The 25,553-nt window shown below is 71.9% G+C and carries 27 protein-coding genes; 16 read left to right on the forward strand and 11 right to left on the reverse strand.

The window, feature by feature from the left end; all coding sequences use genetic code 11:
* Positions 1 to 28: 28 nt before the first annotated feature.
* Positions 29 to 1,627 carry an alpha/beta fold hydrolase gene (locus ABZS37_RS20000; protein WP_355170933.1) on the reverse strand — a complete coding sequence of 533 codons (1,599 nt, stop codon included), beginning with the start codon at positions 1,625 to 1,627 and terminating at the stop codon, positions 29 to 31.
* Between the two features lie 102 nt (positions 1,628 to 1,729).
* Here ABZS37_RS20000 and ABZS37_RS20005 point away from each other — a divergent pair, with 102 nt between their 5' ends.
* Positions 1,730 to 2,311: a hypothetical protein gene (locus tag ABZS37_RS20005; protein WP_355170935.1), complete on the forward strand. Its 582-nt coding sequence runs from the start codon at positions 1,730 to 1,732 to the stop codon at positions 2,309 to 2,311.
* 37 nt (positions 2,312 to 2,348) lie between these two features.
* Here ABZS37_RS20005 and ABZS37_RS20010 read toward each other — a convergent pair whose 3' ends face one another.
* Positions 2,349 to 2,807, reverse strand: coding sequence for a rhodanese-like domain-containing protein (locus ABZS37_RS20010; RefSeq protein ID WP_355170937.1), 459 nt, complete (start codon positions 2,805 to 2,807; stop codon positions 2,349 to 2,351).
* A gap of 70 nt (positions 2,808 to 2,877) precedes the next feature.
* Here ABZS37_RS20010 and ftrA point away from each other — a divergent pair, with 70 nt between their 5' ends.
* Positions 2,878 to 3,912, forward strand: coding sequence for a transcriptional regulator FtrA (gene ftrA, locus ABZS37_RS20015; RefSeq protein WP_355170939.1), 1,035 nt, complete (start codon positions 2,878 to 2,880; stop codon positions 3,910 to 3,912).
* Positions 3,913 to 3,919: 7 nt separating this feature from the next.
* Here the strand turns inward: ftrA and ABZS37_RS20020 are convergent, their stop codons facing one another.
* Together ABZS37_RS20020 and ABZS37_RS20025 are read right to left on the reverse strand one after the other, a co-directional pair.
* On the reverse strand, positions 3,920 to 4,816 hold the full coding sequence (locus tag ABZS37_RS20020) for a ribokinase (protein WP_355170941.1): 897 nt from the start codon (positions 4,814 to 4,816) through the stop codon (positions 3,920 to 3,922).
* Positions 4,817 to 4,840: 24 nt separating this feature from the next.
* Positions 4,841 to 5,683 carry an ABC transporter ATP-binding protein gene (locus ABZS37_RS20025; protein ID WP_355170943.1) on the reverse strand — a complete coding sequence of 281 codons (843 nt, stop codon included), beginning with the start codon at positions 5,681 to 5,683 and terminating at the stop codon, positions 4,841 to 4,843.
* Between the two features lie 131 nt (positions 5,684 to 5,814).
* On the opposite strand from ABZS37_RS20025, the gene ABZS37_RS20030 reads away from it, so the two are divergent.
* A complete protein-coding gene (locus tag ABZS37_RS20030; protein ID WP_355170945.1) occupies positions 5,815 to 6,822 on the forward strand; it encodes an ATP-binding cassette domain-containing protein in 1,008 nt (335 codons plus the stop codon).
* Positions 6,819 to 7,835: an ABC transporter permease subunit gene (locus ABZS37_RS20035; RefSeq protein ID WP_355170947.1), complete on the forward strand. Its 1,017-nt coding sequence runs from the start codon at positions 6,819 to 6,821 to the stop codon at positions 7,833 to 7,835. Before ABZS37_RS20030 ends, ABZS37_RS20035 begins: the two co-directional genes overlap by 4 nt.
* Before the next feature lie 125 nt (positions 7,836 to 7,960).
* On the opposite strand, the gene ABZS37_RS20040 is transcribed toward ABZS37_RS20035, so the two are convergent.
* Positions 7,961 to 9,136 (reverse strand): ROK family transcriptional regulator, encoded by a 1,176-nt coding sequence (locus ABZS37_RS20040; RefSeq protein WP_355170949.1) that lies wholly within the window; start codon positions 9,134 to 9,136, stop codon positions 7,961 to 7,963.
* Between the two features lie 169 nt (positions 9,137 to 9,305).
* Here ABZS37_RS20040 and ABZS37_RS20045 point away from each other — a divergent pair, with 169 nt between their 5' ends.
* The 4 genes from ABZS37_RS20045 (at position 9,306) to ABZS37_RS20060 (ending at position 12,555) form a co-directional block, all read left to right on the forward strand.
* Entirely contained in the window at positions 9,306 to 10,760 is a 1,455-nt protein-coding gene (locus ABZS37_RS20045; protein ID WP_355170951.1) for a glycoside hydrolase family 3 N-terminal domain-containing protein, read from the forward strand.
* 73 nt (positions 10,761 to 10,833) lie between these two features.
* The gene (locus ABZS37_RS20050) at positions 10,834 to 11,403 is read left to right on the forward strand and encodes a hypothetical protein (RefSeq protein WP_355170953.1); all 570 of its coding nucleotides are present in this window, start codon (positions 10,834 to 10,836) and stop codon (positions 11,401 to 11,403) included.
* A complete protein-coding gene (locus tag ABZS37_RS20055; protein ID WP_355170955.1) occupies positions 11,400 to 11,894 on the forward strand; it encodes a DCC1-like thiol-disulfide oxidoreductase family protein in 495 nt (164 codons plus the stop codon). Before ABZS37_RS20050 ends, ABZS37_RS20055 begins: the two co-directional genes overlap by 4 nt.
* Positions 11,857 to 12,555 carry a TetR family transcriptional regulator gene (locus tag ABZS37_RS20060; RefSeq protein WP_355170957.1) on the forward strand — a complete coding sequence of 233 codons (699 nt, stop codon included), beginning with the start codon at positions 11,857 to 11,859 and terminating at the stop codon, positions 12,553 to 12,555. Before ABZS37_RS20055 ends, ABZS37_RS20060 begins: the two co-directional genes overlap by 38 nt.
* A 232-nt stretch (positions 12,556 to 12,787) precedes the next feature.
* Here ABZS37_RS20060 and ABZS37_RS20065 read toward each other — a convergent pair whose 3' ends face one another.
* Positions 12,788 to 13,450, reverse strand: a complete 663-nt coding sequence (locus ABZS37_RS20065; protein WP_355170959.1) for a GNAT family N-acetyltransferase — start codon at positions 13,448 to 13,450, stop codon at positions 12,788 to 12,790.
* 171 nt (positions 13,451 to 13,621) lie between these two features.
* Here ABZS37_RS20065 and ABZS37_RS20070 point away from each other — a divergent pair, with 171 nt between their 5' ends.
* Both ABZS37_RS20070 and ABZS37_RS20075 read left to right on the forward strand, forming a co-directional pair.
* A complete protein-coding gene (locus tag ABZS37_RS20070; RefSeq protein WP_355170961.1) occupies positions 13,622 to 13,816 on the forward strand; it encodes a DNA repair protein in 195 nt (64 codons plus the stop codon).
* 216 nt (positions 13,817 to 14,032) lie between these two features.
* Positions 14,033 to 14,548, forward strand: coding sequence for a hypothetical protein (locus tag ABZS37_RS20075; RefSeq protein WP_355170963.1), 516 nt, complete (start codon positions 14,033 to 14,035; stop codon positions 14,546 to 14,548).
* 10 nt (positions 14,549 to 14,558) lie between these two features.
* Here the strand turns inward: ABZS37_RS20075 and ABZS37_RS20080 are convergent, their stop codons facing one another.
* Positions 14,559 to 15,284 carry a Clp protease N-terminal domain-containing protein gene (locus ABZS37_RS20080; RefSeq protein WP_355170965.1) on the reverse strand — a complete coding sequence of 242 codons (726 nt, stop codon included), beginning with the start codon at positions 15,282 to 15,284 and terminating at the stop codon, positions 14,559 to 14,561.
* Between the two features lie 152 nt (positions 15,285 to 15,436).
* Here ABZS37_RS20080 and ABZS37_RS20085 point away from each other — a divergent pair, with 152 nt between their 5' ends.
* The gene (locus ABZS37_RS20085; RefSeq protein ID WP_355170967.1) at positions 15,437 to 16,264 is read left to right on the forward strand and encodes a DUF72 domain-containing protein; all 828 of its coding nucleotides are present in this window, start codon (positions 15,437 to 15,439) and stop codon (positions 16,262 to 16,264) included.
* A gap of 175 nt (positions 16,265 to 16,439) precedes the next feature.
* The gene (locus ABZS37_RS20090) at positions 16,440 to 16,865 is read left to right on the forward strand and encodes a VOC family protein (protein ID WP_355170969.1); all 426 of its coding nucleotides are present in this window, start codon (positions 16,440 to 16,442) and stop codon (positions 16,863 to 16,865) included.
* Between the two features lie 174 nt (positions 16,866 to 17,039).
* Here the strand turns inward: ABZS37_RS20090 and ABZS37_RS20095 are convergent, their stop codons facing one another.
* A complete protein-coding gene (locus tag ABZS37_RS20095; protein ID WP_355170971.1) occupies positions 17,040 to 17,504 on the reverse strand; it encodes a carboxymuconolactone decarboxylase family protein in 465 nt (154 codons plus the stop codon).
* Between the two features lie 151 nt (positions 17,505 to 17,655).
* Here ABZS37_RS20095 and ABZS37_RS20100 point away from each other — a divergent pair, with 151 nt between their 5' ends.
* Together ABZS37_RS20100 and ABZS37_RS20105 are read left to right on the forward strand one after the other, a co-directional pair.
* Positions 17,656 to 18,522 carry a sigma-70 family RNA polymerase sigma factor gene (locus ABZS37_RS20100; RefSeq protein ID WP_355170973.1) on the forward strand — a complete coding sequence of 289 codons (867 nt, stop codon included), beginning with the start codon at positions 17,656 to 17,658 and terminating at the stop codon, positions 18,520 to 18,522.
* 201 nt (positions 18,523 to 18,723) lie between these two features.
* Positions 18,724 to 18,999 (forward strand): hypothetical protein, encoded by a 276-nt coding sequence (locus ABZS37_RS20105; RefSeq protein ID WP_355170975.1) that lies wholly within the window; start codon positions 18,724 to 18,726, stop codon positions 18,997 to 18,999.
* On the opposite strand, the gene ABZS37_RS20110 is transcribed toward ABZS37_RS20105, so the two are convergent.
* On the reverse strand, positions 18,990 to 20,204 hold the full coding sequence (locus ABZS37_RS20110; protein ID WP_355170977.1) for an FUSC family protein: 1,215 nt from the start codon (positions 20,202 to 20,204) through the stop codon (positions 18,990 to 18,992). The genes ABZS37_RS20105 and ABZS37_RS20110 overlap by 10 nt on opposite strands.
* 166 nt (positions 20,205 to 20,370) lie before the next feature.
* Between ABZS37_RS20110 and ABZS37_RS20115 the strand changes: the two genes are divergently transcribed.
* A complete protein-coding gene (locus tag ABZS37_RS20115) occupies positions 20,371 to 20,661 on the forward strand; it encodes an amphi-Trp domain-containing protein (protein ID WP_355170979.1) in 291 nt (96 codons plus the stop codon).
* A gap of 174 nt (positions 20,662 to 20,835) precedes the next feature.
* Here the strand turns inward: ABZS37_RS20115 and ABZS37_RS20120 are convergent, their stop codons facing one another.
* Positions 20,836 to 21,204, reverse strand: a complete 369-nt coding sequence (locus ABZS37_RS20120) for a hypothetical protein (RefSeq protein ID WP_355170981.1) — start codon at positions 21,202 to 21,204, stop codon at positions 20,836 to 20,838.
* Between the two features lie 219 nt (positions 21,205 to 21,423).
* Between ABZS37_RS20120 and ABZS37_RS20125 the strand changes: the two genes are divergently transcribed.
* On the forward strand, positions 21,424 to 22,173 hold the full coding sequence (locus ABZS37_RS20125; RefSeq protein WP_355170983.1) for a hypothetical protein: 750 nt from the start codon (positions 21,424 to 21,426) through the stop codon (positions 22,171 to 22,173).
* Between the two features lie 82 nt (positions 22,174 to 22,255).
* On the opposite strand, the gene ABZS37_RS20130 is transcribed toward ABZS37_RS20125, so the two are convergent.
* The gene (locus tag ABZS37_RS20130) at positions 22,256 to 25,240 is read right to left on the reverse strand and encodes a glycoside hydrolase family 3 C-terminal domain-containing protein (protein WP_355170985.1); all 2,985 of its coding nucleotides are present in this window, start codon (positions 25,238 to 25,240) and stop codon (positions 22,256 to 22,258) included.
* Positions 25,241 to 25,553 lie beyond the last annotated feature (313 nt).

Genomic DNA, 25,553 nt, shown 5'->3' on the forward strand with positions numbered 1-25,553 from the left:
CGCACACCGGCCGGTAGGACCGGGCCGATCAGCTCAACGGCAGGGTGGTGGCGATCGGCCAGCCCACCAGGGCGGCACCCAGCAGGGCCGGCAGCCAGCGCGGGCCGGCGTACCGACGCAGCACGGCCGCCCAGACGGCCTGCCAGCCGAGCAGCAGCGCGAACAGCGGCACCACCAGCAGCACGAACCCGGGTGCCAGACCGACCAGCGCCGACCCGGTCAGCACGAGCACGGTGACCGCGACGACCAGCAGATGTCGCCCCGTCCGCACGGCGGCAACCAGCTCGACGCCGAGCAGGAACAGCAGGCAGGCGCCCGCCACCAGCGGAAGCAGCCACCAGCGGGCACCGACCGGGAGCGCCGAGGTCAGTCCGAGGTGGATCGGCAGCGCGACGGCGAGGACGGCGTACCCGGTCAACGCCAACGCCGCTACGGCGGTCCGACCCGGCGCGCGCCGGCCCGCCGCTGTCCAACCCGCCGCCACCACGGCCGTGCCGGACGGCGGTTGCGGCGTGCCGAACACGCTCGGCAGCCAGCGCTGACCAGCGACCAACAGCAATCCGGTGACCAGCAGGAAGCCGGTGACGTAGCCGCCGACCGCGAGTGGGAGCCGGGTGGTCGGCAACACCACCGCGACGGCCGCGCCGACGCCGGCCGCGAGCACCGCCAGCGCGAACAGGAGCAGCCCACCGAACGGCACCCGGCCGCCGGACGGCGCCGGGGCGTCGACGTCCAGGCCAGAGGGCGATTCGGCCGGTCGGCGGCCGGTTGCCCTGCGCGGCAGGAGCAGGGCCGCCAGCGGAACCACGCCGATGACGAAGGCGAACACCAGCAGCGCCGCCCCGGCGAGCCGGGCGGTCGGTCGCGGCCGGGCGGTGCCGTCGCCGCCGGGCAGCCAGGCGGCTATCTCCTCATGGGTACGCGTCGCGAAGAGCACCGAGATGTGCTCAGCACCGGGCACCACCACCGCTGGCTTTCGGTTCGTTCCCGCGCCGCGCCGGACGGCGTCGTCGGCCGCCCGGCGGAAGGCGGGGAACTCCGCACCGCCCACGATCAGCAGCAGCTCCGCGGGCCGTCCCGGCGGCAGCTCGCCGGCCTCGGGCAGCGAGATCGCCACGGTACGGGCTATCTCCGGGTGCCCGGCGGCGTACCGGGTGACCGCGCCAGCGCCCATCGAGTGTCCGACCAGGACGATCCCGTCCTCATCGACGTCCGGCCGGGAGCGTAGGTAGCCGACGGCGGTGTCCAGGTCGGCGGCGAGCGTGGCGGCGGACGTGCCCGCGCCCACGCCGGGCAGCCGGGCCGGATTGGCACCGTGTCCGGCGAAGTCGAACAGCAGCGCCACCGCTCCCCGCCGGGCGACGGTGTCGGCGATCGGGCGCATCAGCTGAGCCGAGCCGGCGAAGCCGTGCGCGATCACCACGCCCGGCCGCCGCACCCCGGGCGTCGCAGGGCCGGCACGTACCTCGGTCATCGGCACCCCGCCGACGGTGACCTTCCGGGCGGTGAGGCCGGTGTCCGCCCGGACCAGCACCAGCGTGCCGAGCGCGGCGGCGGCCACCGCCAGCATGGCGACCAGAACGGCGGTGCGGGTGCTCGGCGGTCGGTGCGGCGAGGGGGCCGACATGCCGGCACCCTACCGCTGGAACGCCACCCGCGGCTCCCTCCGGGGGCCACGCCGGCCCCCGGCGTCGGGCGGTTGCGGCGCGGCGGGCGCACACTTGATCCCATGGCGATTCCCCTCCCCACACCGGCCGCCCTGGTCGGCCTGACCCGATCCGCGCTCGACCAGACGCTCGGCTCAGCCGCCTCTTTCGCCGCCGTGCCCGCCCGCGCGTTCGCGGTGCTGGACGGGGTTGAGGCGCTGCTGGCCCGAATCAACGGGGTGGTGGACCGGATCGAGACGACCCTGGACCGGACCGACCAGGTGCTCACCGACGCCGACGCGGTGGCCAGCCGGGCCGCCGTCACCGTGGGCACCGCGGCGGAGGCGGCAGCCACGGCGGCCGAGCTGCTGGCGGCGTACGAGCCGGCGCTGCGGCGTGCCGCACCGATGACCGAGCGGTTCGTCGAGCAGCTCAGTCAGGAGGAGATCACCGCGGCGATCCACCTGATCGACGAGCTGCCCAAGCTCAAGGAGCACCTGACGGCGGACATCATGCCGATCCTGGCCACCCTCGACCGGGTCGGGCCCGACCTGCACGATCTGCTCGACGTCACCCGCGACCTCAAGCTGGCCGTGGCCGGCATCCCGGGGCTGGGCATGCTGCGCCGGCGCGGCGAGAAGCTCATCGACGATCCCGCCGTCTGAGCCCTCGCCGGCCAGCGACGACGTGTCCGTCGCCAGGTCAGCAGTCGCAGGTGATCGTGGACCGGGGCGCGGTCAGGTCGTCGACCGGGCGCCGGGTCAGCCCGTTCCCGGTCACTACCGGCAGCCCTTCCCGCACCCAGTACTCGAACCCGCCGAGCATCTCCTTGACCGGGTGGCCGAGCCGGGCGAACTCCAACGCGGCCCGGGTCGCACCGTTGCAGCCCGGCCCCCAGCAGTAGGTGACCACCGCGGAGCCGGCCGGGATCAGCTCGGCAGCCCGGGTCGCGATCTCGGCGGTGGGCAGGTGCACCGCTCCTGGCAGGTGTCCCTGCGCCCAGGCGACCTCCCCCCGGGAGTCGACGACCACCAACCCGGGAGTACGGGCGGACAGGTCGGCGTGCACGTCGCTGACGTCGGTCTCGACGCTGAGCCGGGCGAGGAGGTGGGCGGTGGCGGTGGCCGGATCGGCTGCTGGGACGGCGAAGGTGAAGGTCATGCACCGATCCTGGCCGTCGTCCCCGCGCCAGACGAGTGGCGGAAACGACGTCCTGCGCTAACATCCCGCCATGCCGACCCACGCCGTGGCCGCCGACCCACTCCCGATACCAACGGCCCGTCGGCCCGCCGCCGGGCACCGCGTCGCCGTGCTCGCGTACCCGGGGATGTCGGTGTTCGAGACCGGCATCGTCACCGAGGTGTTCGGACTGCCCCGGCCCGAGTTCGACGTCGACTGGTACGACCTGGTGGTCTGCGCTGAGCGGCCCGGGCCGGTGCCGGTCGTCGGAGGGGCCAGCCTGCACACCCCGTACGGCCTCGCGGCGCTGGCGGCGGCGCAGACGGTCATCGTTCCCGGCGTGCCCGACGTGACCGCCGACCCGTCATCCGAGTTGGTGAGCGCCCTGCTCCGAGCGCACCGGAATGGTGCCCGGATCATGTCGATCTGCTCTGGCGCGTTCGCGCTGGCGGGCGCCGGGCTGCTGGACGGTCGGCGAGCCACCACCCACTGGCAGTACGCGGAGCTGCTGGCGCGGCGGTACCCGCGGGTCGAGGTCGACCCGGACGTGCTCTACCTCGACGACGGCGACCTGCTCACCAGCGCCGGTAGCGCCGCCGGGCTCGACCTCTGCGTGCACGTGGTACGGCGGGACCACGGCGCGGCGATCGCCAACGCCGTCGCCCGCCGGCTGGTGATCCCCCCGCACCGCGACGGTGGGCAGGCCCAGTTCGTCGAGGCGCCGGTGAGCACCGACCCGGACGACGATCGGATCGCCGGCAGCATCGACTGGGCGCTCGCGCACCTGGCCGATCCGCTGACCGTGGCCCAGCTCGCCGGGCAGGCGCACATGTCGCCCCGCACCTACCTGCGGCACTTCGCCCGGGCCACCGGGAGCAGCCCGATCCGGTGGCTGATCGACCAGCGGGTCCGGGCCAGTCTGGCGCTGCTGGAGGAGACCGATGCGGGGGTCGAGCAGATCGCCGGCGCGGTGGGCTTCGACACCCCGGTCACCTACCGCCACCATTTCGGTCGGGTCATGTTGACCTCGCCGTCGGCGTACCGCCGGGCCTTCCGGACCGGCGCGGCGACGGGCCGGTCGGCGTAGCGCGGGGTCAGCCCCGGGCGTACAACTCGTCGATCTCGGCGCGTTGGGGTAACGCCACCGAGGCGCCGAGCTTGCGTACGCAGGCGGCGCCGGCGGCCGACGCCCAGCGCACCGCGTCGACCAGGTCGCGCCCCTCGCCCCAGCCGACTGCCAGCGCGGCGGTGAACGCGTCGCCTGCGGCGGTGGAGTCGATCACGTCGACCCGGACGGCGGGAACGTGCACGTCGGCGCCCTCCCGGTCGACGTACCAGGCGCCCTCACCGCCGAGGGTGAGCACGGCCCGGGGGGCCAGGTCGAGCAGCGCCCCGGGCTCCTCCCGGCCACGGCCGGCAAGCGCCTGCGCCTCGCCCTCGTTGACGACCAGCACGTCCACGGCGGCCAGCAGCTCGGGTGGGAGATCCCGGGCCGGGGCGGCGTTCAGGATGACCCGGGTGCCGGCGGCACGGGCGGAAACCGCGGCGGCTGTCACCGTCTGCACCGGAATCTCCAGTTGGGCGACCAGGACGTCCGCCGCGCGCACGGTGGCCAACTCCTCCTCGGTGAGGCTGACCAGTGCGTCGTTGGCGCCGGGGGTCACCATGATGGCGTTCTCCCCCTGGGCGTTGACCATCACCAGCGCCACACCGGAGGTGCCGTAGACCACGCGCAGCTGACTGGTGTCCACCCCGGCCCCGGTGATGCGGGCCTTGAGGGTGACGCCGAAGGCATCTGAGCCGATCGCGCCGAGGAAGGTACAGGAGGCGCCGGCCCTGACCGCGGCGATGGCCTGGTTGGCGCCCTTACCGCCGGGCACCATCACGAAATCGGTGCCGAGCATGGTCTCGCCCGGTCGCGGCAGCGCGGGTGCCATCGCGACCAGGTCCATGTTGGCGCTGCCGATCACGGCAACCCGGGTCTGCGGCACGGTCGTCTCCGCCCTGTCCGGCGCTCAGGCAGCCCGAGCGGTGTAGCGATCACCCGACCGCTCGACCACCAGCGGCAGCCCGAAGGTCTTGGAGAGGTTGTCACCGGTCAGTGTCTCGGCGAGCAGACCCTGGGCGACCTCCCCGCCCTCCCGCAGCAGCAGCGCGTGGGTGAACCCCGGCGGGATCTCCTCCACGTGGTGGGTGACCAGCACCATCGCCGGGGCGTCCGGGTCGTACGCCAGCTCGGCCAGTCGGGCGACCAGGTCCTCCCGACCACCCAGATCGAGGCCGGCGGCGGGCTCGTCGAGCAGCAGCAGCTCCGGGTCGGTCATCAGGGCACGGGCGATCTGCACCCGCTTGCGCTCGCCCTCGGAGAGGGTGCCGTAGCGGCGCTCGGCGAGGCCACCGATGCCGAGTTGGCTCAGCAGCGCCCGCGCCCGCGCCTCGTCGCCGCGCTCGTAGCTCTCCCGCCAGCGGCCGACCACCGACCAGGCGGCGGTCACCACCACGTCGCTGACCCGCTCCTCGGCGGGCAGCCGCTCGGCGAGTGCGGCGGTGGAGAGCCCGATGCGGGTACGCAGCTCGTTGACGTCGGTGCGGCCGATCCGTTCACCGAGCACGTGCGCGACACCGGTGGTGGGGTGCAGACGGCCTGCGGCGAGGTTGAGCAGGGTGGTCTTGCCGGCCCCGTTGGGCCCGAGCACCACCCAGCGCTCGTCCAGCTCGACCCGCCAGGTCAGGTCCTGCACGAGGGCGTTACCGGACCGGCGCACGCCGACGCTGTCGAGGCTGACCACCAGATCCGGGTCCACGGGGGCGGCGGCGGAGGCGGCGCCGGCAGCGCCGGGGATCAGGTCACCAGTCACCGGACCATCCAACCACGCAGCGACGGGGCGCCCCCCATGGGCGGCGCCTCGGCCATAGGGTGAAGCGCCGTGTCGTTGATCACCACACCCGGAGGACGGCCCATGCCCCGTCGAGGTACGGAGTCGCGCGGATGAGCGCGGTCATCGAGATCGAGGGTCTGCGCAAGACCTTCCACAGCGTGCGCAGCGGCCGACGCGTGGCGGTGGACGGGTTCGACCTGCTGGTCGAGGCGGGCCAGATCCACGGTTTCCTGGGCCCCAACGGCTCCGGCAAGACCACGACCCTGCGCGCCCTGCTGGGGCTGGTACGCGCCGACAGCGGTCGGATGACCGTGCTGGGCGAACCGTCGCCGGAGCTGCTGCCCCGGGTGGCGGGCAAGGTCGGCGCCATCGTGGAGAGCCCGCAGTTCTTCGGCAACTTCACCGGGTACCGCACCCTGCGGTTGTTGGCCCGTGCCGGTGGGGTTCCGGTCTCGCGGGTGGACGAGGCGCTGGATCTGGTGGGTCTGCGCGACCGGGGCGATGAGCGGGTGAAGGGTTACTCGCTGGGCATGAAGCAGCGCCTCGCGGTGGCGTCCGCGCTGCTGAAGGACCCGCAGTTGCTCATTCTGGACGAGCCGGCGAACGGGCTGGACCCGGCGGGCATCCGCGAGATGCGGGACCTGATGCGGTCGCTGGCGGCGACCGGGGTGACCGTGCTGGTGTCCAGCCACATCCTGGGCGAGATCCAGCTGATCTGTGACCACGTCACGATCATCTCGCAGGGGCGGCGGGTGGCGGCCGGCCGGGTGGACGAGGTGCTGGCGGGCTACGACCGGCACGAGTTCCTGGTGCGGGTGGCCGAGCCGGAGCGCGCCGTCGAGCTGCTGCACGCGGCCGAGCTGACGGCGGTCGTCGACGGCGAGGCACTGGTGGTGAGCGGGGTGAGCGACCCGACGGTGGTCAGCCGGGTGCTCGGCGAGCAGGGGCTGTGGGTGGGCGAGCTGACGCCGCTTCGGCCGGATCTGGAGAGCGTCTTCCTGGAGCTGACGGGTGCGTACGAGCATCTGTCGGTGCCCCGGCAGGTCGACGACTCGGCGCTGCCGTACGCCGATCAGGGCGATGCTGTGATCAATCTCGATCGGGGAGTGGGCGCGTGAACCTGGTTCGTGCCGAGTTGGAGCGGCTGTCCGCGCGCCGCTTCGTGCAGCTCATGGTCGTCCTGCTGGCCTTGGCGTTCGCCGTCACCGCGGCGACCACGCTGGCTGGCTCTCACAAGCCGAACGCGGACGAGCTGAGCTCGGCGCGGGCGCAGGCCTCCGAGGCGCGGCGGAGCATGGAGACCGCCTTCCAGCAGTGCCTGGCCCGCAAGGATGGGACGCTCCCGCCGAGCGACACGGAGGGGTACCTCCCCGCCGACTGCTCGGAGATCGACCCGATCCGGCAGGACCGGCTGCCGATCGCCGCCGACTTCCTGCCGGGGGTGTTCAGCTTCGCCCAGCAGGCGCTCCCGCTGCTCTATTTCCTCATCGCGTTCCTGGTGCTGTTCGGGTTCCTGGTGGGTGCCTCCTACATCGGCGCTGACCTGAACTCCGGCGGCGTGGTGAACCTGCTGCTGTGGCGACCGCGCCGGTTGACGGTGCTGGCGGCCAAGTTGGGCACCCTGCTCGGCACGGTGCTGGTCCTGGCCCTGCTGGCGTCGGCGGCCTACCTCGCCACGTTCTGGGTGATCGGGCAGACCGCCGGGTTGCCTGGCCGGTTGGATGGTGACTTCTGGCGGTCACTCGGCGCGGTGCACGGCCGTGGCCTGGTGTTGGTGTTGCTGGCTTCCGCGCTGGGTTTCGCGATCGCCACGCTGGGGCGGCACACGTCAGCGGCGCTGGGGGCGGCAGCCGCGTACGCGGTGGTGTGGGAGTTGGGCGGCCGCCTGGTCCTGGAGATCGTCGATGCCCGCCGGCCGGACCAACTGATGCTCTCCAGCCACATCGGCGCGTGGCTCACCGGTGAGGCGCGGTTCTTCGACCCGCAGGTCTGTGCCGGCAACTCCGGCAACGGTTACTGCGGGGGCTTCTACAGCCTGACCTGGGGGCCGGCGCTGCTGGTGCTGCTCGTGCTCACGGGCGGGCTGACCGCGGCGGCGTTCGCCGTGTTCCGCCGCCGCGACCTGATCTGAGTCGCGGTCCACCGGGCCGCCCGCCCAGCCGCGGGCTGCCCGGTGGACCGGAGCGGAGCACGGCAAGAGCTTGCAACTCGCCGACATGCGATGAAATATTCCTTCACATGGCCGCCGCAGCGGGCTCAGCCGACGGTGGAGCCGAACACCTCGTCGCGTACGGCGTCCAGCGCGGTGCGCAGCGCGCCGTGCAGAATCGGCTCCTCGGTCAGCCCGGTCGGCACCACCCGAGGTCGGACCAGGGTGATCGCTGCGACCTCCTGCTGCACCCGGTCGGCGAGCGCGGCACCACCGGCCTGGCCCACCTCGCCGGCAAGCACCACCAACGGCGGGTCGAGCACCACGCAGGTGCTGGCCACGCCCAGCGCGAGCCGACGGGCCAGCTCGTCGAGCATCGGGCCACCGTCGGCGCCGGCCGCGACCGCCGCGCGGACCGCCTCGGCGGCGTCGGCGTCCGGGTAGCCGTGCTCGCGGGCCACCGCGCGCACCGAGTCCAGGCCGATCAGCTGCTGGAAGGGCGGTTTGGCGCGGCGGGAGACGTCACGCGGGATGGCTGCCCCGGGCACCGGCAGGTAGCCGATCTCACCGGCCGCACCGCTGCTGCCGCGATGCAGTCGCCCACCCAGCATGATCGCCAGGCCGAGGCCGGCACCCACCCAGACCAGCACGAAATCGGCCAGCCCCTGTGCGGCGCCGGACTGCGCCTCGGCCACCGCGGCCAGGTTGACGTCGTTCTCGAAGACCACCGGGGTGTGCAGGTCGTCCCGCAACGCGGCGAGCAGGCCGCTGTGCCAGCGCGGCAGGTTGAAGGCGAACGTGATGTCGCCGGTCTGGGGATCGACCAGGCCCGGCGTGCCGAGCACGATCCGTCGTACGCTGCTCAGCTGCGCCTGGGCGCTGCTCGCGGCCTGCACCACGGCGTTGTGCACCACGCCCACCGGGTCGTCGGTGTCCCGGGTCGACTGCTCCACGCGGCCGATGATCGCGCCGGTGATGTCGGCACACACGGCCACCACCCGGTCCGGCCCGACGTTCACGCCGACCACGTGTGCGCTGCTCGGGCGGACGGCGTAGAGCTGGGCGTTCGGCCCCCGCCCGCCGGCCTGCTCGCCGACCCGAGTGACCAGGCCGCGCTCCTCCAACCGCTCGACCAGTTGCGAGGCGGTGACCTTGGACAGCCCGGTCAGCTCGCCGAGCCGGGCCCGGGTCAGGGGGCCGCGTTCGAGGAGCAGCTCCAGCGCGGCACGGTCGTTGAGCGCCCGCAACAGGCGGGGGGTGCCGGGCAGCCGGGTCGCACTCATGACACGTCCTCTAGTTTTAGTAAACTTTGCTAACTGTAAACCGACCTGCGAACGGGTAGCCGTAGCGTAACGGCCACCCTGAGGTGGGGCGCTCGGCCGACTCGGCAGGGCGAAGACCACCACCGGTACGACGTTTCGTACCCGCGGGGCACCGAAGGGGGAAGATCACGTGGGGCTGGATCCAGAACTGCGCCGGCTGGCGCTGGGCACGCTGCTCGCCGCATACCCGGGACCGGTCCCGCCGGGCTGGGCGGTCGACCTGCTGGCCGACGGGCTGGCCGGGCACACCCTGTTCGGCACCAACGTGCATGACCCCGCCCAGGTGGCGGCGAGCACCGCCGCACTGCGCGCCGGCCGGCCCGATGTGCTGATTGCCATCGACGAGGAGGGTGGCGACGTGACCCGGCTGGCGCACGCCACCGGCAGCCCGTACCCCGGCAATGCCGCCCTCGGCGCGATCGGCGACGTGGCACTCACCCGGCGGGTCTATCAGTCGATCGGCGCCGAGCTGGCCGCGCTCGGCATCACCGTCAACCTCGCCCCGACCGTGGACGTGAACACCGCCGACGACAACCCGGTGATCGGCACGAGGTCGTTCGGCGCGGACCCGGTGCGGGTGGCCGCCCACGCGGCCGCCGCCGTTTCCGGGTTGCAGGCCGCCGGTGTGGCCGCCTGCGCCAAGCACTTCCCCGGGCACGGCGCCACTGTCACCGACTCCCACCACGAGCTGCCCACCGTGGACGCTCCACTGGGCCTGCTGCGCCAGCGGGACCTACCGCCGTTCGCGGCGGTCGTCGCCGCCGGGGCACGCGCCGTGATGACCGCACACATCCGGGTGCCGGCGCTGACCGGCGCCGACCCGGCCACCTTCAGCCGGGCCGTCCTGGTCGACCTGCTCCGCACCGAGTACGGCTTCACCGGCGCCGTCATCACCGACGCGCTGGAGATGAAGGGCGCCGCCGTGGCTGCCGGAGGGGTCGGGCCAGCCGCGGTCCGCGCCCTGGCCGCCGGCGCCGACCTGCTCTGCATCGGCGCGAAGGTCGACGCCGAGCTGGTCGAGCGGGTGGCCGCCGAGATCGTCGACGCCCTCACCGACGGCCGGTTGACGACCGCGCGGGTCGAGGAGGCAGCCGGCCGCGCCGCCGAGCTCGCCGCCTGGACCCGGGCCGGTGGCGGGTCGCCAGCCACCGGAGACACCGAGCTGGGGTACGCGGCAGCGCGCCGAGCGGTCCGAGTGGACGGGGTGCTCACCGGCCTGGACCGACCACTGGTGGTGCAGCTGCACACCGAGTCGACGATCGCCGAGGGTCGGGTGCCGTGGGGCCTCGGTCCACACCTGGACGGGGTGCAGGAGGTCCGCGTGATCGCCGCCGAGACCGACCCGGCGACGCTGCGCGGGTTGGCCGGTGACCGTCCCATCGTGCTGGTCGGGCGGCACCTGCACCGGCTGCCGGGCGGCCCGGAGCTGATCGCCGGCCTGGCAGCCCAGCATCCGGTGACCGTGGTGGAGATGGGCTGGCCGGCACAGTGGCGCCCGGCGGGCGTACGCGCCTTCGTCACCACGTACGGCGCGAGCCACGCCAACGGTCGGGCGGCTGCCGAGGCGCTCGGTCTGGCCGGCTGAGCCGCGTCCACGGTCACCCGTGGCCAACTCTTGAACATGTTCAAAACCTGTTCTACGCTGACGCCGTCGGTAGTTGAACACGTTCAAGAAGGGCATCCGCATGGACCTCAAGGTCTGGATGTACGTGATCTACCTCGCGGTCAGCATCGGCCTGACCATCTGGGTGGCTCGGGCACTGTCGCGCAACGGGCAGGTCTTTCTCGAGGAGGTGTTCGCCGAGGAACGGCTCGCCCGAGCGGTCAACAGCCTCCTGGTGGTCGGCTTCTACCTGCTCAATTTCGGCTACGTCACGGTGGCGATGAAGCACCCCGACCCGGTGCGTTCCACCAGCCAGGCAATGGAGGAGCTGTCCCTCAAGATCGGCTTTGTGCTCCTGGTGCTCGGTGCACTGCACTTCTTCAACGTCTTCGCACTGGGCCGCTACCGCCGAAACCGACTCCGCCAGCTCGCCACCCACCCGCCCATCGCCCCGATCGGCCGGCTCCCCATGCCGTCCACCCCACACGGATCGCAGCTGGTCGGCGCGTACCCGGCCGGAGCACAGCCGGTCGGCGCCTACCCGGTCGGACCACAGCCGACCGGCCCGAACCCGGCCGGCCCGCAGCCGAGCGCCGGCCCGCCGATCAACCCACCGACCCGATGACCGTGCCACCGTCCGATGGCATCGGCCGACTCCCGGATCCCACCGCTCAGTCCGGCGGTGGGATCCGGGAGTTCACCGTCCTGTTCGACGCGGCCTGCCCGCTCTGCCGCGCCGCCCGCCGATGGTTGGCGTCCCGCGCCCAGCTCGTACCCCTGGAGTTCGTGCCGGCCGGGTCCGCCGAGGCCCGGCGGCGCTTCCCCGCCCTGGACCACGACGCGACGCTGCGCGACCTCACCGTGATCGCCGACACCGGCGAGGTGTACGCGGGCGACGGCGCCTGGTTCGCCTGCCTCTGGGCGCTGGCCGACCATCGGTCCATGGCCGAGCGGCTGGCCCGACCGCACCTGCTGCCGCTCGCCCGGCAGACGGTGGCCGCCGCTGCGGCGATACGGGAGCGGGTCCGCGACCCGCGCGCCGAGCCGACAGACGAACTGGCGGGATACGGTGGCCCCGATGACCGAGCAGCCTGCGCCGACGACCGCTGCGGGTGACCCTGCCACCGCCCGAGGTGAGCAGACCCGGCAGCTGATCCGGGACACCGCGATGCGGCTGTTCCGTGAGCGCGGTTACGCCCAGACCACCATGCGGGCTATCGCGCAGGAGGCCGGCGTGGCGGTCGGCAACGCCTACTACTACTTCGGTTCCAAGGACCACCTGATCCAGGAGTTCTACGCCCAGTCCCAGGTCGAGCACCGGGCCGCCGCGCAGCCCGTGCTCGATCGGGAGGAGGCGTTCGGTCCCCGGTTGGCCGGAGTGCTGCACGCGGGGATCGACGTGTTGACGCCGTCGCACGGATTCGCGGCGACCTTCTTCAAGACGGCGGCCGAGCCCACCTCCCCGCTGAGCCCCTTCTCCGCGGAGTCCTCCGGCCCCCGACAGGCGGCCATCGAGCTCTTCGCCGAGGTGCTGACGGGCTCGACCGCGAAGGTCGACGCCGAGCTGCGCCCACAGCTACCCGAGCTGCTCTGGCTCGCCTACATGGGCGTGGTCCTCTACTGGGTGCACGACCGATCGCCGGGCCAGACCAAGACCCGCCAGTTGATCGACGGGGTCGTGCCACTGATCGACCGGCTCGTGGCGCTGTCCCGGCTCCGGGTCCTCCGCCCCGTGACCCAACAGGTGCTCGACCTGATTCGCACGCTACGTCACTGACCGGGCCGGCACGCTCAACCAGCGAAGCAGCAGGTCAAGTCCACTTTTCGACACTCCGAACCGACAGCTGGAACCTTGCCCCGAACCTCTTCGATACGTAGCGTGATCGACACGTACCGGCCCGCACAGAGCGCGGCCGGTACACCCGAAACCGGGGCCTGGGGGGAGGTTGCGGACCGTGGATCCGGCCCGGGATCCACGGTCCGCGCCCATTACCGGTTCGGTGACCGACTCAGCGCGGGTAGACCCCGTAGGCACGCCAGCCCCGGTCCGGGAAACCGGCCGCGTCGGCGACCCGGGCCGAGGCGTGGTTGTCCCGCTCGTGCAGGTAGGTGGGCACCGCACCCTCGTCGAGCACCCGCCGCGCCGCCTGCGCCACCAGTCGGCGGGCGAGGCCGCGCCCCTCGGCGGTCGGCGCGGTGCCAACGGCCAACTCCTGCCCGTACGCGTCATGCCGTTTGATCCCCACACCGGCCAGGTAGGTGCCGCCCGGGTCACGGACCACCAACACGGGCCGGTCGAAGAGCCGTAGCCAGGGCGGCAGCCCGGGAGCCGTCGGTTCGGTCCACTCCCCCACCTCGGGCAGCGGCGCGGGTGCCACGCTCCACCGGAAGGGGCCGTCGTGGACGCACCAGTCGGGCTGGCCGACGGCCTCCGGAAGCGCGGCGAGCAGCCGATCCGGCGAGCGCCGGGCCAGCGCGCGGATGGCCGCCACCCGGTCCGGCGCCACGGAGAGCACGGTGCTCTGCCCGGTGTCCACGGCGAGCGCGGGGCGTAGCCTGCCGTCCCAGGCCGGTTTGACCCGCCGGTGCGAGGCGACCACGTGCAACCCCGGCCCCGCCGGCCACTGGCCGAGCCAGGTGGCCAGGTGCAGTTGGAGTCGCCGGTCGAGCATGCGCACCTCCCCCGTCACCCCGCCGTCGTTGATCACCGTACGCCGGGTGGCCCGACCGGGCGGACGATCCCGCAGGGCCCGGAGCGGGCCAGGGCTCCAGGAACCAGGTGCACTGATCGACCGTCATATCTATTTCCATACCTGGACACCTTTGTTTGGGACGGTAGGGCCATGCCGATTCAGCCGAACGACCGCTACCACCAGGACCCCGCGCGACTCTGGCGGGCTGGGGAGACCGCCGAGGGCATCCCTCCCCAACCCCGCTACCGGATCCCGCGCGGGGCCGGCCCCGACGTCCTGCCGTGGGCCGGGCTGAACAAGCTGCCTCCCGCCAGCTCCGGTCGACACCAGATGAACACCCACTGACGCACCATTCCGTCGTCAAATTTCGAGACGCTGCTGACGGAGGACCGGATCACCGCCGTCACCGGCCAACCCACCGAGTGGGTGGCCCCGAAGGGCAGTCTCTGAGTTCATCCGGGCAGCGACACACCGGAGGAGGTCCAGCGGCGGCTTTCGCACACCTGTCGGGTAATTTCTTGTGGTCCGGCATCCCGGCCTACGACAGGAGAAGCTCCGCGCATGGGCAAGAAGACGATCCACGTCTCCGACTTCACCGGCACGGTTCTGCAGCAGGACGACGAGGTGGTCCGCATCGTCGTGCTGGAGCACCCGGACCTGGTTGCCGGGCCCGTGCAGTTGGACGCGACCCCGGGCGAGGTGGAGAACATCGACGACGCCGCCCTGGACGTGGCGGTGGTGGAGATCCACGATCGGCACGGCGGCGGCGAGCCCCGCCGGGTGGTGCTGACCGCCAGTGAGTTCGACGCGATGGCCACCGACGTGCCGATGGCACGGCTGTTGAGGACGGCCGAGCGGGTCCGCCCGCCCAAGGCCCGCAAGAGCACCGAGAAAATTGACTACGGCACGCTGGAGCACGCCGGCAAGCCGCACCGGGGTCGGGTCACCGAGGAGGAGGCCCGACTGGTGCGCGAGCAGCTCGACGAGGTCAACAAGCACCTCGCCGACGCGGGCGTGCGCCAGATCGACCCGGCCGATCCGGAGCACGCCCTGCGTTACGGCTTCCCGACCCTTTGACCGTGAAAGGTCACTTCGGCGCGACCGCGGCGGCGAGGGCGGCAGACAGGTCGGCCTCGACCGCCGCCTTCTCCAGGCCGAGGTTAGTGAGCACGCCCGCACCGTCCTCCTGCTCCAGCAGGGCGAGCAGGATGTGCTCGGTGCCGATGTAGTTGTGCCCGAGGCGCAGCGCCTCCCGGAAGGTCAGCTCCAACGCCTTCTTGCCGCGCGCGTCGTACGGAATGAGGTCCGGGACCTGGTCGGCCGACGGCGGGAGGGCGGCGCCGACCGTCTCCCGCACCGCCTCGGGAGTGGCGCCCCGACCAGCCATCACCTTGGCGGCCAACCCTTCCGGCTCGGCCAGCAGGCCCAGCACCAGGTGCTCGGGGCCGATCTCGGCGTTTCCGCTGGCACGGGCCTCCTCCTGCGAGGCCATGACCACGTTGCGGGCCCGGGGGGTGAATCGGCCGAAGCCGTCGTTCGGGTCGAGCGCCGCGTCGGTCGGCTTCGGCACGAAGCGCTTCTGGGCGGCCTGCTTGGTGACCCCCATGCTGCGACCGATGTCGGTCCAGGAGGCGCCCGAGCGCCGGGCCTGGTCGACGAAGTGCCCGATCAGGTGATCGGCGACCTCGCCGAGGTGATCGGCGGCGATGACCGCGTCGGTGAGCTGGTCGAGCGCATCGGTGTGCACCTTCTTGATCGCCTGGATCAGGTCGTCGAGCTTCACGGTGTTGCTCATCTGGATAGGCTCTGTCATGCGTCAACCATAAGTTGACGCACCCTTTCCGTCAACCCAAAGTTGACGATCGTCGGTCGTACCGTCGGTCCGGTCGCGTCCGTTCGCGCGTATACGGTGGGCTCCGGTCAAGCGCGGGAAGGGCGGTCATGCGTCTTCACGTGGGATGCGCGATGTGGACCCACAGGTTGTGGCAGGGTCGCCTGTTGGCGCGTCCGCTGCCGCCTGCGGAGCGCCTGCGGCACTACGCCAGCTGGTGCGACGCCGTGGAGGGAAACACGACGTTCTACGCGACCCCGGCCCGGGACACCGTGGCATCGTGGGCCGCGCAGACTGATCCCGATTTCCGGTTCGTCCTCAAGCTTCCCAAGGTCATCACACATGAACGCCGACTCACCGACGTCGGCGAACCGCTGCATGCCTTCCTGGATGCGATCGAACCGCTCGGCCCGCGCGCCCACGCCCTCTGGATCCAGCTGCCCGGCTCGTTCGCGCCCGCCGACGTCCCGGCCCTGAGCCGCTTCCTGGATCAACTCCCGCAGGCTCACCGGTACGCGGTGGAGGTCCGCCATCCCGCGTTCTTCACCGACGCCCGCGCGACCCGGCTGCTCGGGGCGACCCTCGCCGCCGCGTCAGCCGAGTGGATCCCCTTCGACACGACCGCGTTCTTCGCGAGCCCACCGACCAGCGACGCGGAGCGGGACGCGTGGACCAAGAAACCGCGTGTGCCGCTCCGGTCGCTCGCGCTGACCGACCGGCCGATCGTTCGCTACCTCGGCCGCGACGACTCGGCGCGCACTGTCGAGGGGTGGCAGCGCTGGATCGACATCACCGTCACCTGGCTGCGCGAGGGGCGCTCGCCGACGATGTTCATCCACACGCCGGACAACGGCGAGGCGCCCGTGCTCGCCCGCCGCTTCCACGACGAGGTACGGGCACGCGTACCCGAGCTGGACGCGCTGCCGGAGCCGATACCGGTCGAGCCTCTGACGCTGTTCTGACGCAAACGGTCAGTGCTGCTCGTCGAGCAGATCGTCGAGGTGGGCCGCCGTGCTGATCCACCGCCGGGTAGGTCGTCTCCATGCCGGCTCCCGCCCTCGTCAGGCCGACGGCGGCGACTACCCGGGAAACGGCGCGGTACACGGAGGGCCCTCGGGGTGGAGGTGTCATTGAGGAATGAGCCTGCGAGGATTCGCCACGTTCAACATCTGGGCGAGCGACGTGGCAGCGGCCACCGAGTGGTACGCACAGTTCCTGGGCCAGGAGGCGTACTTCCTGCGGTCCGGCCCCGACGGACGCCCGGCGTACACCGAGTTCCGCGTCGGCGACTACCAGGCCGAACTGGGCATCATCGACCGCAGGTACGCGCCACCCGGCGCGGCGACCGGCCCCGGTGGCGCCGTCATGCACTGGCACGTCGACGACCTCGACGCCACCGTGGCACGGCTGCTGGAGATGGGCGCCACCGAGTACCAGCCGATCACCCCACACGGAGACGAGGGGTTCGTCACCGCCGCCGTGGTCGACCCGTTCGGCAACGTGCTGGGCATCATGACGAACCCGCACTACCTCGATGTCCTCGCGTCGCGCACGGGATCCTGACCTGGACGTGCTCGACTTCGTGGCGGTGGTCGATATCCACGATCGGCACGGCGGCGGCGAGGGCGACGGACAGGTCGGCCTCGACCGCCGCCTTCTCCAGGCCGAGATTGGTGAGCACGCCCGCTGACACCCTCTGCCGTTAACTCAGAGTTGACGGCAGAGGGGGTCACTGGATCAGCCCCACGTCTGGGGCGCCGGCTGCCGGGTGGTGGCGTTGATCCGATTGAAGAAGTTTGTGGTGGCCACCCAGAGCACGATCGCGGCGAGTTCCTTCTCGCCGAAGTGCCGAGCCGCCTCCGCCCAGACGTCGTCGGGCACGGCGTCGGCCCGGTCGGCGAGCCTGGTGGCGGCCTCCGCGAGCGCGAGCGCGGCACGTTCCGCCTCGGTGAAGTACGGGGTCTCCCTCCAGACGGCCACCGCGAACAACCGCTCCTCTGTCTCGCCGGCCTTGCGGGCACTCCGGGCGCCCGAGTCGACGCAGGCGCTGCACCCGTTGATCTGGCTGGCCCGCAGGTGCACCAACTCCAGCGTGCTGCCCGGCACACCGGCCGAATGCGCGGCCTTGTAGAGCAGGTTGATCGCCTTCACGGCGTCCGGCAGCAGGTTGGCGGGGTTCTGGATGCGCGGTTCGATGATCATGTTCGTCGTTCCGTCCTGTTAGGCTGCCCGGCGTCTGTCGCGGCGCGACGCCCCGGTTGGTGTCACTGGAATGTCGGCCGGCGAGCCGACGGCGTGACAGATGTGGCGACGGTCACAGGAACGCTCACGTGCGTCCGGGGGTGGAAAGGTCATGAGCGAGGCGGACCGGCTGGCGCGACGCTTCGAGGAGAACCGGCCACGGCTGTGGGCGGTGGCCCAGCGGATGCTGGGCTCCGGCGCCGAGGCCGAGGACGCCGTTCAGGACACCTGGTTGCGGCTCAGCCGGGCGGACGTCGCCGGCATCGACAACCTGCCCGGCTGGCTCACGACCACCGTTGGCCGGGTCTGCCTGGACCGGCTCCGCACCCGGACCGCCCGACCCGAGCAGCCGTGGGACGACGCCGGCCCGGAACCCGACCCGACGGACCCCGCCCCGGTGGACCCGGAACGGGAGGCCCTGCTGGCCGAGTCGATCGGTCGAGCGCTCCTGGTCGTCCTCGACACCCTCGCGCCGACCGAGCGGTTCGTGTACGTGTTACACGACATGTTCGCGGTCTCGTTCGAGGAGATCGCCGCCGTGGTGGACCGTACCCCCGTCGCCGTCCGCCAGATCGCCAGCCGGGCCCGACGGAGGGTGCACCAGGGCGGGACCTTCCGGGAGGTTGACCCAACGCGTCAGCGACGGGTGGTCGAGGCGTTCCTCGCTGCCTCCCGCGAGGGCAGGTTCGACGATCTGGTCAGCCTGCTCGACCCGCACGTCGTCATGCGCGCCGACCCGGTGGCCGCCGGCCTGGGCTCCGCCGCCGAGACGCGCGGCTCGGCCGCCATCGCCGGCTTCTTCAACGGCCGCGCCGAGGGCGCCGTGCCGGCGTACGTCGACGGGTTGCCGGGCGCGGTCGTGGAACTGGGCGACGGCGGTCGCCTCGCGCTCAGCTTCATCGTCACCGATCGGATCATCGGCATCGAGGTGGTGGCTGACCCGGTGCACCTCGTGATGCTCGACCTCGCCGTCGAGTAGGCGGAGCGGCGGTAGGTGGACCGTGGGCGACCACGCGGCCAGGCCCGACAGGTCGCGGCCGCCAAGGCCGACGGCCGCTGGGAGGCGGCGTACGAGTCGCAGCGCACCGCCGAGGCTGGCGGCTCAGGAGTAGACAGCGTCCCTGCCTTGGGATGTCAGGGGTCAGATGGCCTGAGGTGCCGGTTGGCAGAGGAGGCGTGCGTGGACACCCGAGAGGCGGCCCGACGATGGGCCAGGACCTGGACCCCCGCTCAGGTGTGGTTCGCCGAGCCGCAGGTCAACGGGGACGCGGCAGCAGTGGAGTACTGGGCGGTGATCCATGTGAAGGGGCAGCCCCTGACCATCTCCGGCTGCACCCTGCTGCGCTCCGACGAGGCTGGCCTCGTGGCCGAGGCCCGGGACTACTCGGCCGTCAAGGAAGGCCACCACGCACCGCCGACCGGCCTGTTCAGGGCAGACCTCGCCGCTCAGCCCTGACGGTCCGGATCCACCGACTGCCGCACCAGTGCTGCCGCTCTGTCCGTATCCAACCCGGTGGCGATGAGCAGGTCGTGGGCGGCCGTGCGGAACTCACCCGCGGCGATCATGCCCGAGTAGCCCAACCGGTGGGTGTGCGGGCGGGTGGGATTCGACGCGGCCTCCCCCTGCGCCCTTCCGACCAGCTCGACGGCCGTCAGGATCTGCTGGCGCGCCTCGCGCGGCTCAGCATCGGCGCGGATCGCGCATCTCAGCGTCCGCATGCTGGCGGCCAGCAGGTCGACGGCCGCGGGAAACTCCTCCGGTATCGGCTCATCGTCCTTGAGCGCTCTCGTGAGTCGCCTCGCGAGGGCCCGCGAGCTGTACAGGCTGCGCTCCATATGTCGGACCGCCCCGGTGTAGGAGGCCAGGGACGTGCGTTCACGCCAGCGCAGCGGCGCCAGTCGCACCACTTCCTGGGAAGCGTCGAGCCCTTCGTTCAGCGCGGTCACCCGGGGGCCGAGGGCTCGCAACCGGCCCAGACTCTGCTCGGCCCCGCCAAGATCTCGACGGCGCAGAGCCGCGGCCAGGCCGTGCAGGGCCGCAACAGCCGGATCAAGGACGGGTTCGACCAGCCGCCGCACCGTCCGCCGCGGGTGGATGGGCACCAACAGCAGACCGACCGCCAGCCCGATCAGCCCGCCGACCGCGGCGTCGACGAAGCGGGGGATGGACAGGTCACGCACAGGCGGCTCCAGGGTGGCGATGAGCACCGCGGTACCGCCAGCCTGGGTGAGCAGGGAACCACCACCCTTGAGCAGCACGGCGACGATGATCGCCAGCACGACGACCACGCCGGTCTGCCAGGCACCGATGCCGAAGAACGGCATGAGCGTGTCACCCACGGCGAGCCCGAGGGTGACCCCGGCCAGCAGCTCCACGGTGCGCCGCAGTCGTGAGCCCATCGAGGCAGCCACGATGCCGACCGCGGTGGTGGGTGCGACAACCGGGGACGAATTGCCCAGGAAGTGGTAGACCACGAACCAGGCGAGCGCCGCCGCGATGCCGGCCTGCACGGCGAGCAGCCCGTAGAGACGTAACCGCCAGACGCGGGCGCGTATCGCGTGCTGCACCCGCGGGTGCAGGTCGACTGACGTTCGGCCAGCCCGAGACTCCCCGTGCGGTGCCGGGTCCTCGTCGGCTGCCGGCTCCTGCTTCGCGGGCACCCGCGCCGCTTACCCACCGGAGACGAACCTATCCGGCGGGCAGCACCGGCTTGTGGCGACAGGCCGCACCTCGCCTCGGCTCGCAAGATCCATATCACGTGCTCGGCTGACACGCCGTTCTACCCGCCTTCCTCACCATCCTCTGTGGAGTGACAGCATGGCCGGCATGGATATCTACGAGGACGCCCGTACCGTGTCACGCGCCGACCTGGCAGCCTGGCTGCGCCAACTGGCGAACCAGTTGGAATCTGATGGGCGGATCTTCTACGGCGCCGCGGGCGCGGTGACCGTCGCCGACACCGTCCGGTGTGAGCTGGAGATCGAGCGCGAGAGCGAAACGGAGCTGTCCGTCGAGATCGAGTTCTCCTGGACGGTCGCGGCGCCCCCGAAGGCGGCGGACGAGGTGGAGAAGCCCACGAGCGGGGACGAGCAGGCCGAGGCGCCGTCGGAGGCGTGACGCCACCGCGATGACTAGCGCGGCGGCCATCGTCGTCGGTGGCCGCCCACCGCCTGCGCCAGGCCCGGCACTCAGTCCTGTGGTCGGGGCGTCGGCTACCCGAAGCCTGGGTGATCTGACCTGCTGCGCGATCCGGCCCGCCAGGACCTGCGCGGATCAGCGACCTCGGTGCTCCTATCCACTGCGCGGCAGCCACCGCAGTGCGGCGTCGGCAGTGTCCTCCGGGCTGCTGTTGAAGGCGATCGCCGCGCCCGGAGCATGCTGCCGGACAAGGTTGACCACCCGCTCGAAGAGCTGGAGTAACGGCTCGTGCTTGCGGATACCGCCGCCGACCACCACGCAGGCGTAGTTCTTCCGGGTCAGCGCCTCGACGATCGCCGCCTCGGCGTTGTCGTCGGGCGCCACCAGGCACAGGTCGGCCTCAACGCCATGATCCTCGAAGCGGGCCTGACCCCGTGCTATCGCCGCCACGACTGGCTCAGGATCCCAGCCTGGGATCCTCACGGGATCGAGACCAACCACCAGCACGGGTCCCAGTGCCATGCGTACTCCTGTAGAACGATCTGCCCCAGCACCCGGCCGGGCCCGCCCAGCACCGTCGATGCTGCCACAGGTGGCAGCAGATGAGTACGAGCACTCATCCTGCTGCTCACGCCGGCCGGCATGCTCGACGTCATGGACCTTCTTCGCCGGATCAGCGCGCTGACGGTGGCGGTTTCTCCCGTACATTGGCGGCGTGATTCGCCGGCCAGGGCGCGACGCTTGGGTACGCCCGTGGCCTGTGCGGCGGTGGTGGCCTGCCTGATGCTGAGCGGGTGCGCCGAGTACCGCGACGGCGACTCGATGGCGAGGGACATCGCGGCGAGCGAGGCGGAGCGCCTCGATGACGACCTCGGTCATCGCAACCGGGTCCGGGACGCCGAGCACATCGCCGCGACCGAGATCTCCGAGGCGGCGGAGGGCAGCAGCTCAAACGTCCGACGTGAGCCGCTGGCCTGGTCGGGTCGCACCGCCGGAAGCGAGCGGGCCACCATCGACGTCCGGTTCGCGGTGACGGTGGCAGAGGACTCCGGGACGTCCTTCGGCGACCTCGGCAACTCTGCCGGCCAGGCCACACGATGCTACCGCTACCTGCTGGAACTCTATCGCTACACGTCCTACGAGGAGATCGACTGCCCGTCGGTGGCCAGTCCTCCGGCGCCCAGCGCCGCGCCGATTCCCGCCCTGCCCGACGACGCGCGCGACCGGCTCAGCACGGCGCTGCGAACCGCCACACCCGACACCCTCGCGGGCGCGGTGCGCGCAGCGTTTCCCGAGAAGCACATCATCGTCGACACGGTCACCCACGAGGGTGCCCTCGTCGCCGCGGTGGGCGTGCCCGCCGAGCGGGACTGCCTCCTCCTGGTCCGGACCCCCGGCGGAGCCATCGAGTCACCCGGGTACGACGCCATCTGGCTGGAGCCGGGTGAGATGGGGTGCAGGACCGGGCTGTACGTCTCGCCACCGCGGTAGGAGGCCGGCAACGCCAGAAGCCCTCCGTCCGGCCCGCGTTCCCACCGGGCCGGGTCGACGATCGACCCGGCCCGGGCTCCGGTCAACTGATGGAGAAGTCGGCCAGCCGCAGCGCGGAATCGAACACCAGGTACACGTCGTGGGTGCCGGCGGTCCGGGCCAACTCGGAACTGATGCTGACGTACCGGTAGTCGTCGCCGGTGCCGGGCACGGTGGCCGTGCCCAGCAGCCGGCCGGTGGGCGAGCCCAGCCGGATCTGGATCGTGCCGGCGCTCGCGCCGGCCTTGGCGACCTTCGCGGTGAAGGTGTGGGCGCCGGGGCGCAGCGCGGAACCGGCAAAGGAGATCCACTGGCCCGTCGCGGTGGCACCGACGGCCGTACCGCGCGCCTTCGTCTCGTCGACCAGCCGGACCCCCGCGTACCGGTCGAAGTTCTCCGCCCGGGTGGGGCGGGACAGGTCACGGGCCGGGATCTTCTCACCGCGCACCCGGACCGCGGTCCGGGCCCGGACGTCCTCGGCGGACGCGCCGATCATCAGGTCGTAGACGGACGACTCGACCACCCACCGGCTACGGGTGACGTCCCAGTGCGCCAGGTCGGCGGCGGGCAGTCGCAGCGTCACGGTCCGGGTCTGCCCGGGTGCCAGTTCCACCCGTTGGAACGCCTTGAGCTGGCGGATCGGCGTCTTGTCCCGCGAGGTGCGCTGGTGGGTGTAGAGCTGGGCCACCTCGGACCCGGCCCGGCTGCCGACGTTGGTCACGTCGACGCTGACCGTTATGGTGTCGTCGGCCGCGACCGACTGGGCGGCGATGCGGGGCTGGCCATACCGGAAGCGGGTGTACGACAGCCCGTAGCCGAACGGGTAGAGCGGCTTCGCGGTGCTGTACAGGTAGGTCTGCCCGGACGAGATGATGTCGTACTCCAGCAGGTCCGGCGGCAGTTGCCCGTCCGAGCGGTACCAGGTCTGGGTGAGCCGGCCGGATGGGTTGCGGTCGCCGAACAGGACGTCGGCGACGGCGTGCCCGGTCTCGGCGCCCGCGTGGGTGGTCCAGACGATGGCCGGGACGTGCTCCTGTTCCCATCCGATGGTGACCGGGTAGCTGCTCTGGAGCACCAGCACGGTGCGCGGGTTGGCCTTGACCACGGCCTTGACCAGCGCCTCCTGGCCGGCGCTCAGCGCCGTGGAGGTCCGGTCATGCGCCTCGCGTCCGTTGATGAACGGGTTGCTGCCGACGACCAGCACGGCGGTGTCAGCCGCCTTGGCGGCGGCGACGGCCCGGTCGATCCCGCTGCTGACGACCTCACGCTCGAAGTGGGTCGCGGCAGCCGGGGTGGATGCGCCGAGCTTGAGGGCACCGTCGTCGCCGACCGTGACGTACGTGTCGGCGCCGAACCAGCTCTCCTTGGTCTCGTAGCCGACGTAGCGCAGCACCACGGTTCCGTCGGCCTGCGGCTCCACCTTGAACTGCTGCTGCACGTACCAGCCGTTCGGCTGGTCGTCGCGGGTGACGAACGGTCCCCAGTTGTAGCCGAGGTAGCGGCCGTTGGCGGCGTTGCGCAACGTCACCACATCCTGGCCCCAGTCCACGACATCGAACTGTGCGGCGAGCGAGGCGGTGGTGCCGGTGGTGGCGACCGGGTCGGCGTCGGTGGTGCCGGTGGCCGTGACGTACCGGCCGGTCGCCGGGTCCTTCAGGGCGATCCGGTCCGCACCGTCGAGCCCACTGACGCTGGCGGAGCCGCCCAGCCGCTCGCGGATGCCGTCGAGCGCGGTCACCTGATACGGCAGGTCACCGCCGTACCAGTCGGAGTAGAGGGTGTCGGCCAGCGGGCCGAGCACGGCCACCTTGCGGGTCCGGGCCGGGTCCAGCGGCAGGGCCTGCCGGGTGTTCTTCAGCAGCACCATCGCCTCGCCGGCGGCCTGCCGGGCCAGCCGCTGGTGTTCGGGGCTGTTGATGACGTCCGGCGTGATGCCGCCGTGCCGACCGCCGCCCGGGTCGAACTCACCCAGTCGGAACCGGACGTTCAGGATCTCCCGGATCCGGGCGTCGATGTCCCGCTCAGTGAGCAGACCGGCGGCCAGCGCCTGCTTGATGGCGGTGACGGTCGGCTGCGCGTTGGTGTCATCGGTGATGAAGCTGTTGAGGCCGGCCTTGACGATCGCGGCGTTCGCCTCGGCCTGCGTGGCGTAGTACCCCTGGGAGGCGACAAGGTTGTTCGGCGCCCAGGCGTCCGTGACGTTCATCAGCGGCTGGTCGGTCCAGCCGCGCACCACCGTCGCCAGGTCCGGGTCGACCGTGGCGGGGCGGCCGTTGACCAGGTTGTACGAGGCCATCACGCCGGTCGCCGCGTCAGCGGCGATGGCCGGCCTGAACGCGGCCCGGTCGTACTCGTTGAGCACCCGAGGGGGCACGTTCGACGAGGTCACGTCGCGGCGGACCTCATTGTTGTAGGCCAGGTAGTGCTTGAGGGTCGGGGCGCTCTTCAGGTGATCGGGGTCCCCGCCGGTCATCCCCGAGCCGTACGCGGTGGAGATCGCGGCGGTCAGCAGCGGGTCCTCGGAGTAGCCCTCCTCGTTGCGGCCCCAGCGGGGGTCGCGCAGCAGGTTGACCACCGGCGCCCAGAGGTTGAGACCCCAGACTCGGGGGTTCTGCGCGTGGTAGCCGCGTGCCTCGTCGCCGACGGCTGAACCGACCTGCCGGATCAGGTCGGTGTTCCAGGTGCTCGCCATGCCCACCGGCTGCGGGAAGGACGTACCGCTGGCCTTCACCACCGCGCCGTTGTTGTCGATGTCGGTCGACCAGGCCACCCCGTGCAGCGCCTCGGTGCCGGTCTTGAACAGGCCGATGTCCAGCCGGGGGATGGCCGGCTGGTACTGGTGCAGCCACGAGATCTTCTCGTCCTGCGTGAGCCGCCCGAGCAGATCGTCGACCCGGGCATTCACGGGCAGGTGCGGATCTCGGAACGGGTAGGTGGGTTCGGCGAGCGCCGTGCCGGGAACGGCCGGTAGGGCCAGCAGGGCGAGCGCGAGCACGGTGATTCCGCGCCGAAAGCGCCTGTTGCGCATGTGGTTCTCCTCATGTCGTACGACCCGACGCCCAGCGGGCGCCGAGACCGGCGTGGCCAGGCTCGACACCCGGCTGACGGGCCTGGACGACGGATCGTCGAAGCGCTTCGACGACCCGGCCGCGTAACCACGACCATGATTGTTGTGATGCGCGCAACTATAGACGCGCGCCTATTGAGGGCAATAGTGGTCGTCCGGCGGGACCGCGCGGGGCTCAGAGGCGGCTCGTGCCGCTGCGATCACGGCGGGCCCTTCAGGCCCCGGAACGCCGGCGGCACCCGTCCGGCAGCCGCCAGGGCTCCCGCTGGCCGCC

Source organism: Micromonospora sp. NPDC005413 (assembly GCF_040606435.1).
Classification (GTDB): Bacteria; Actinomycetota; Actinomycetes; order Mycobacteriales; family Micromonosporaceae; genus Micromonospora.

Coding starts and splice junctions, on each gene's coding strand:
- ABZS37_RS20000 (WP_355170933.1), bottom strand. CDS start 1,627: ATGTCGGCCCCCTCGCCGCACCGACCGCCGAGCACCCGCACCGCCGTT.
- ABZS37_RS20005 (WP_355170935.1), top strand. CDS start 1,730: ATGGCGATTCCCCTCCCCACACCGGCCGCCCTGGTCGGCCTGACCCGA.
- ABZS37_RS20010 (WP_355170937.1), bottom strand. CDS start 2,807: ATGACCTTCACCTTCGCCGTCCCAGCAGCCGATCCGGCCACCGCCACC.
- ftrA (WP_355170939.1), top strand. CDS start 2,878: ATGCCGACCCACGCCGTGGCCGCCGACCCACTCCCGATACCAACGGCC.
- ABZS37_RS20030 (WP_355170945.1), top strand. CDS start 5,815: ATGAGCGCGGTCATCGAGATCGAGGGTCTGCGCAAGACCTTCCACAGC.
- ABZS37_RS20040 (WP_355170949.1), bottom strand. CDS start 9,136: ATGAGTGCGACCCGGCTGCCCGGCACCCCCCGCCTGTTGCGGGCGCTC.
- ABZS37_RS20055 (WP_355170955.1), top strand. CDS start 11,400: ATGACCGTGCCACCGTCCGATGGCATCGGCCGACTCCCGGATCCCACC.
- ABZS37_RS20060 (WP_355170957.1), top strand. CDS start 11,857: ATGACCGAGCAGCCTGCGCCGACGACCGCTGCGGGTGACCCTGCCACC.
- ABZS37_RS20065 (WP_355170959.1), bottom strand. CDS start 13,450: ATGCTCGACCGGCGACTCCAACTGCACCTGGCCACCTGGCTCGGCCAG.
- ABZS37_RS20070 (WP_355170961.1), top strand. CDS start 13,622: ATGCCGATTCAGCCGAACGACCGCTACCACCAGGACCCCGCGCGACTC.
- ABZS37_RS20075 (WP_355170963.1), top strand. CDS start 14,033: ATGGGCAAGAAGACGATCCACGTCTCCGACTTCACCGGCACGGTTCTG.
- ABZS37_RS20080 (WP_355170965.1), bottom strand. CDS start 15,284: ATGACAGAGCCTATCCAGATGAGCAACACCGTGAAGCTCGACGACCTG.
- ABZS37_RS20085 (WP_355170967.1), top strand. CDS start 15,437: ATGTGGACCCACAGGTTGTGGCAGGGTCGCCTGTTGGCGCGTCCGCTG.
- ABZS37_RS20090 (WP_355170969.1), top strand. CDS start 16,440: ATGAGCCTGCGAGGATTCGCCACGTTCAACATCTGGGCGAGCGACGTG.
- ABZS37_RS20095 (WP_355170971.1), bottom strand. CDS start 17,504: ATGATCATCGAACCGCGCATCCAGAACCCCGCCAACCTGCTGCCGGAC.
- ABZS37_RS20100 (WP_355170973.1), top strand. CDS start 17,656: ATGAGCGAGGCGGACCGGCTGGCGCGACGCTTCGAGGAGAACCGGCCA.
- ABZS37_RS20115 (WP_355170979.1), top strand. CDS start 20,371: ATGGATATCTACGAGGACGCCCGTACCGTGTCACGCGCCGACCTGGCA.
- ABZS37_RS20120 (WP_355170981.1), bottom strand. CDS start 21,204: ATGGCACTGGGACCCGTGCTGGTGGTTGGTCTCGATCCCGTGAGGATC.
- ABZS37_RS20130 (WP_355170985.1), bottom strand. CDS start 25,240: ATGCGCAACAGGCGCTTTCGGCGCGGAATCACCGTGCTCGCGCTCGCC.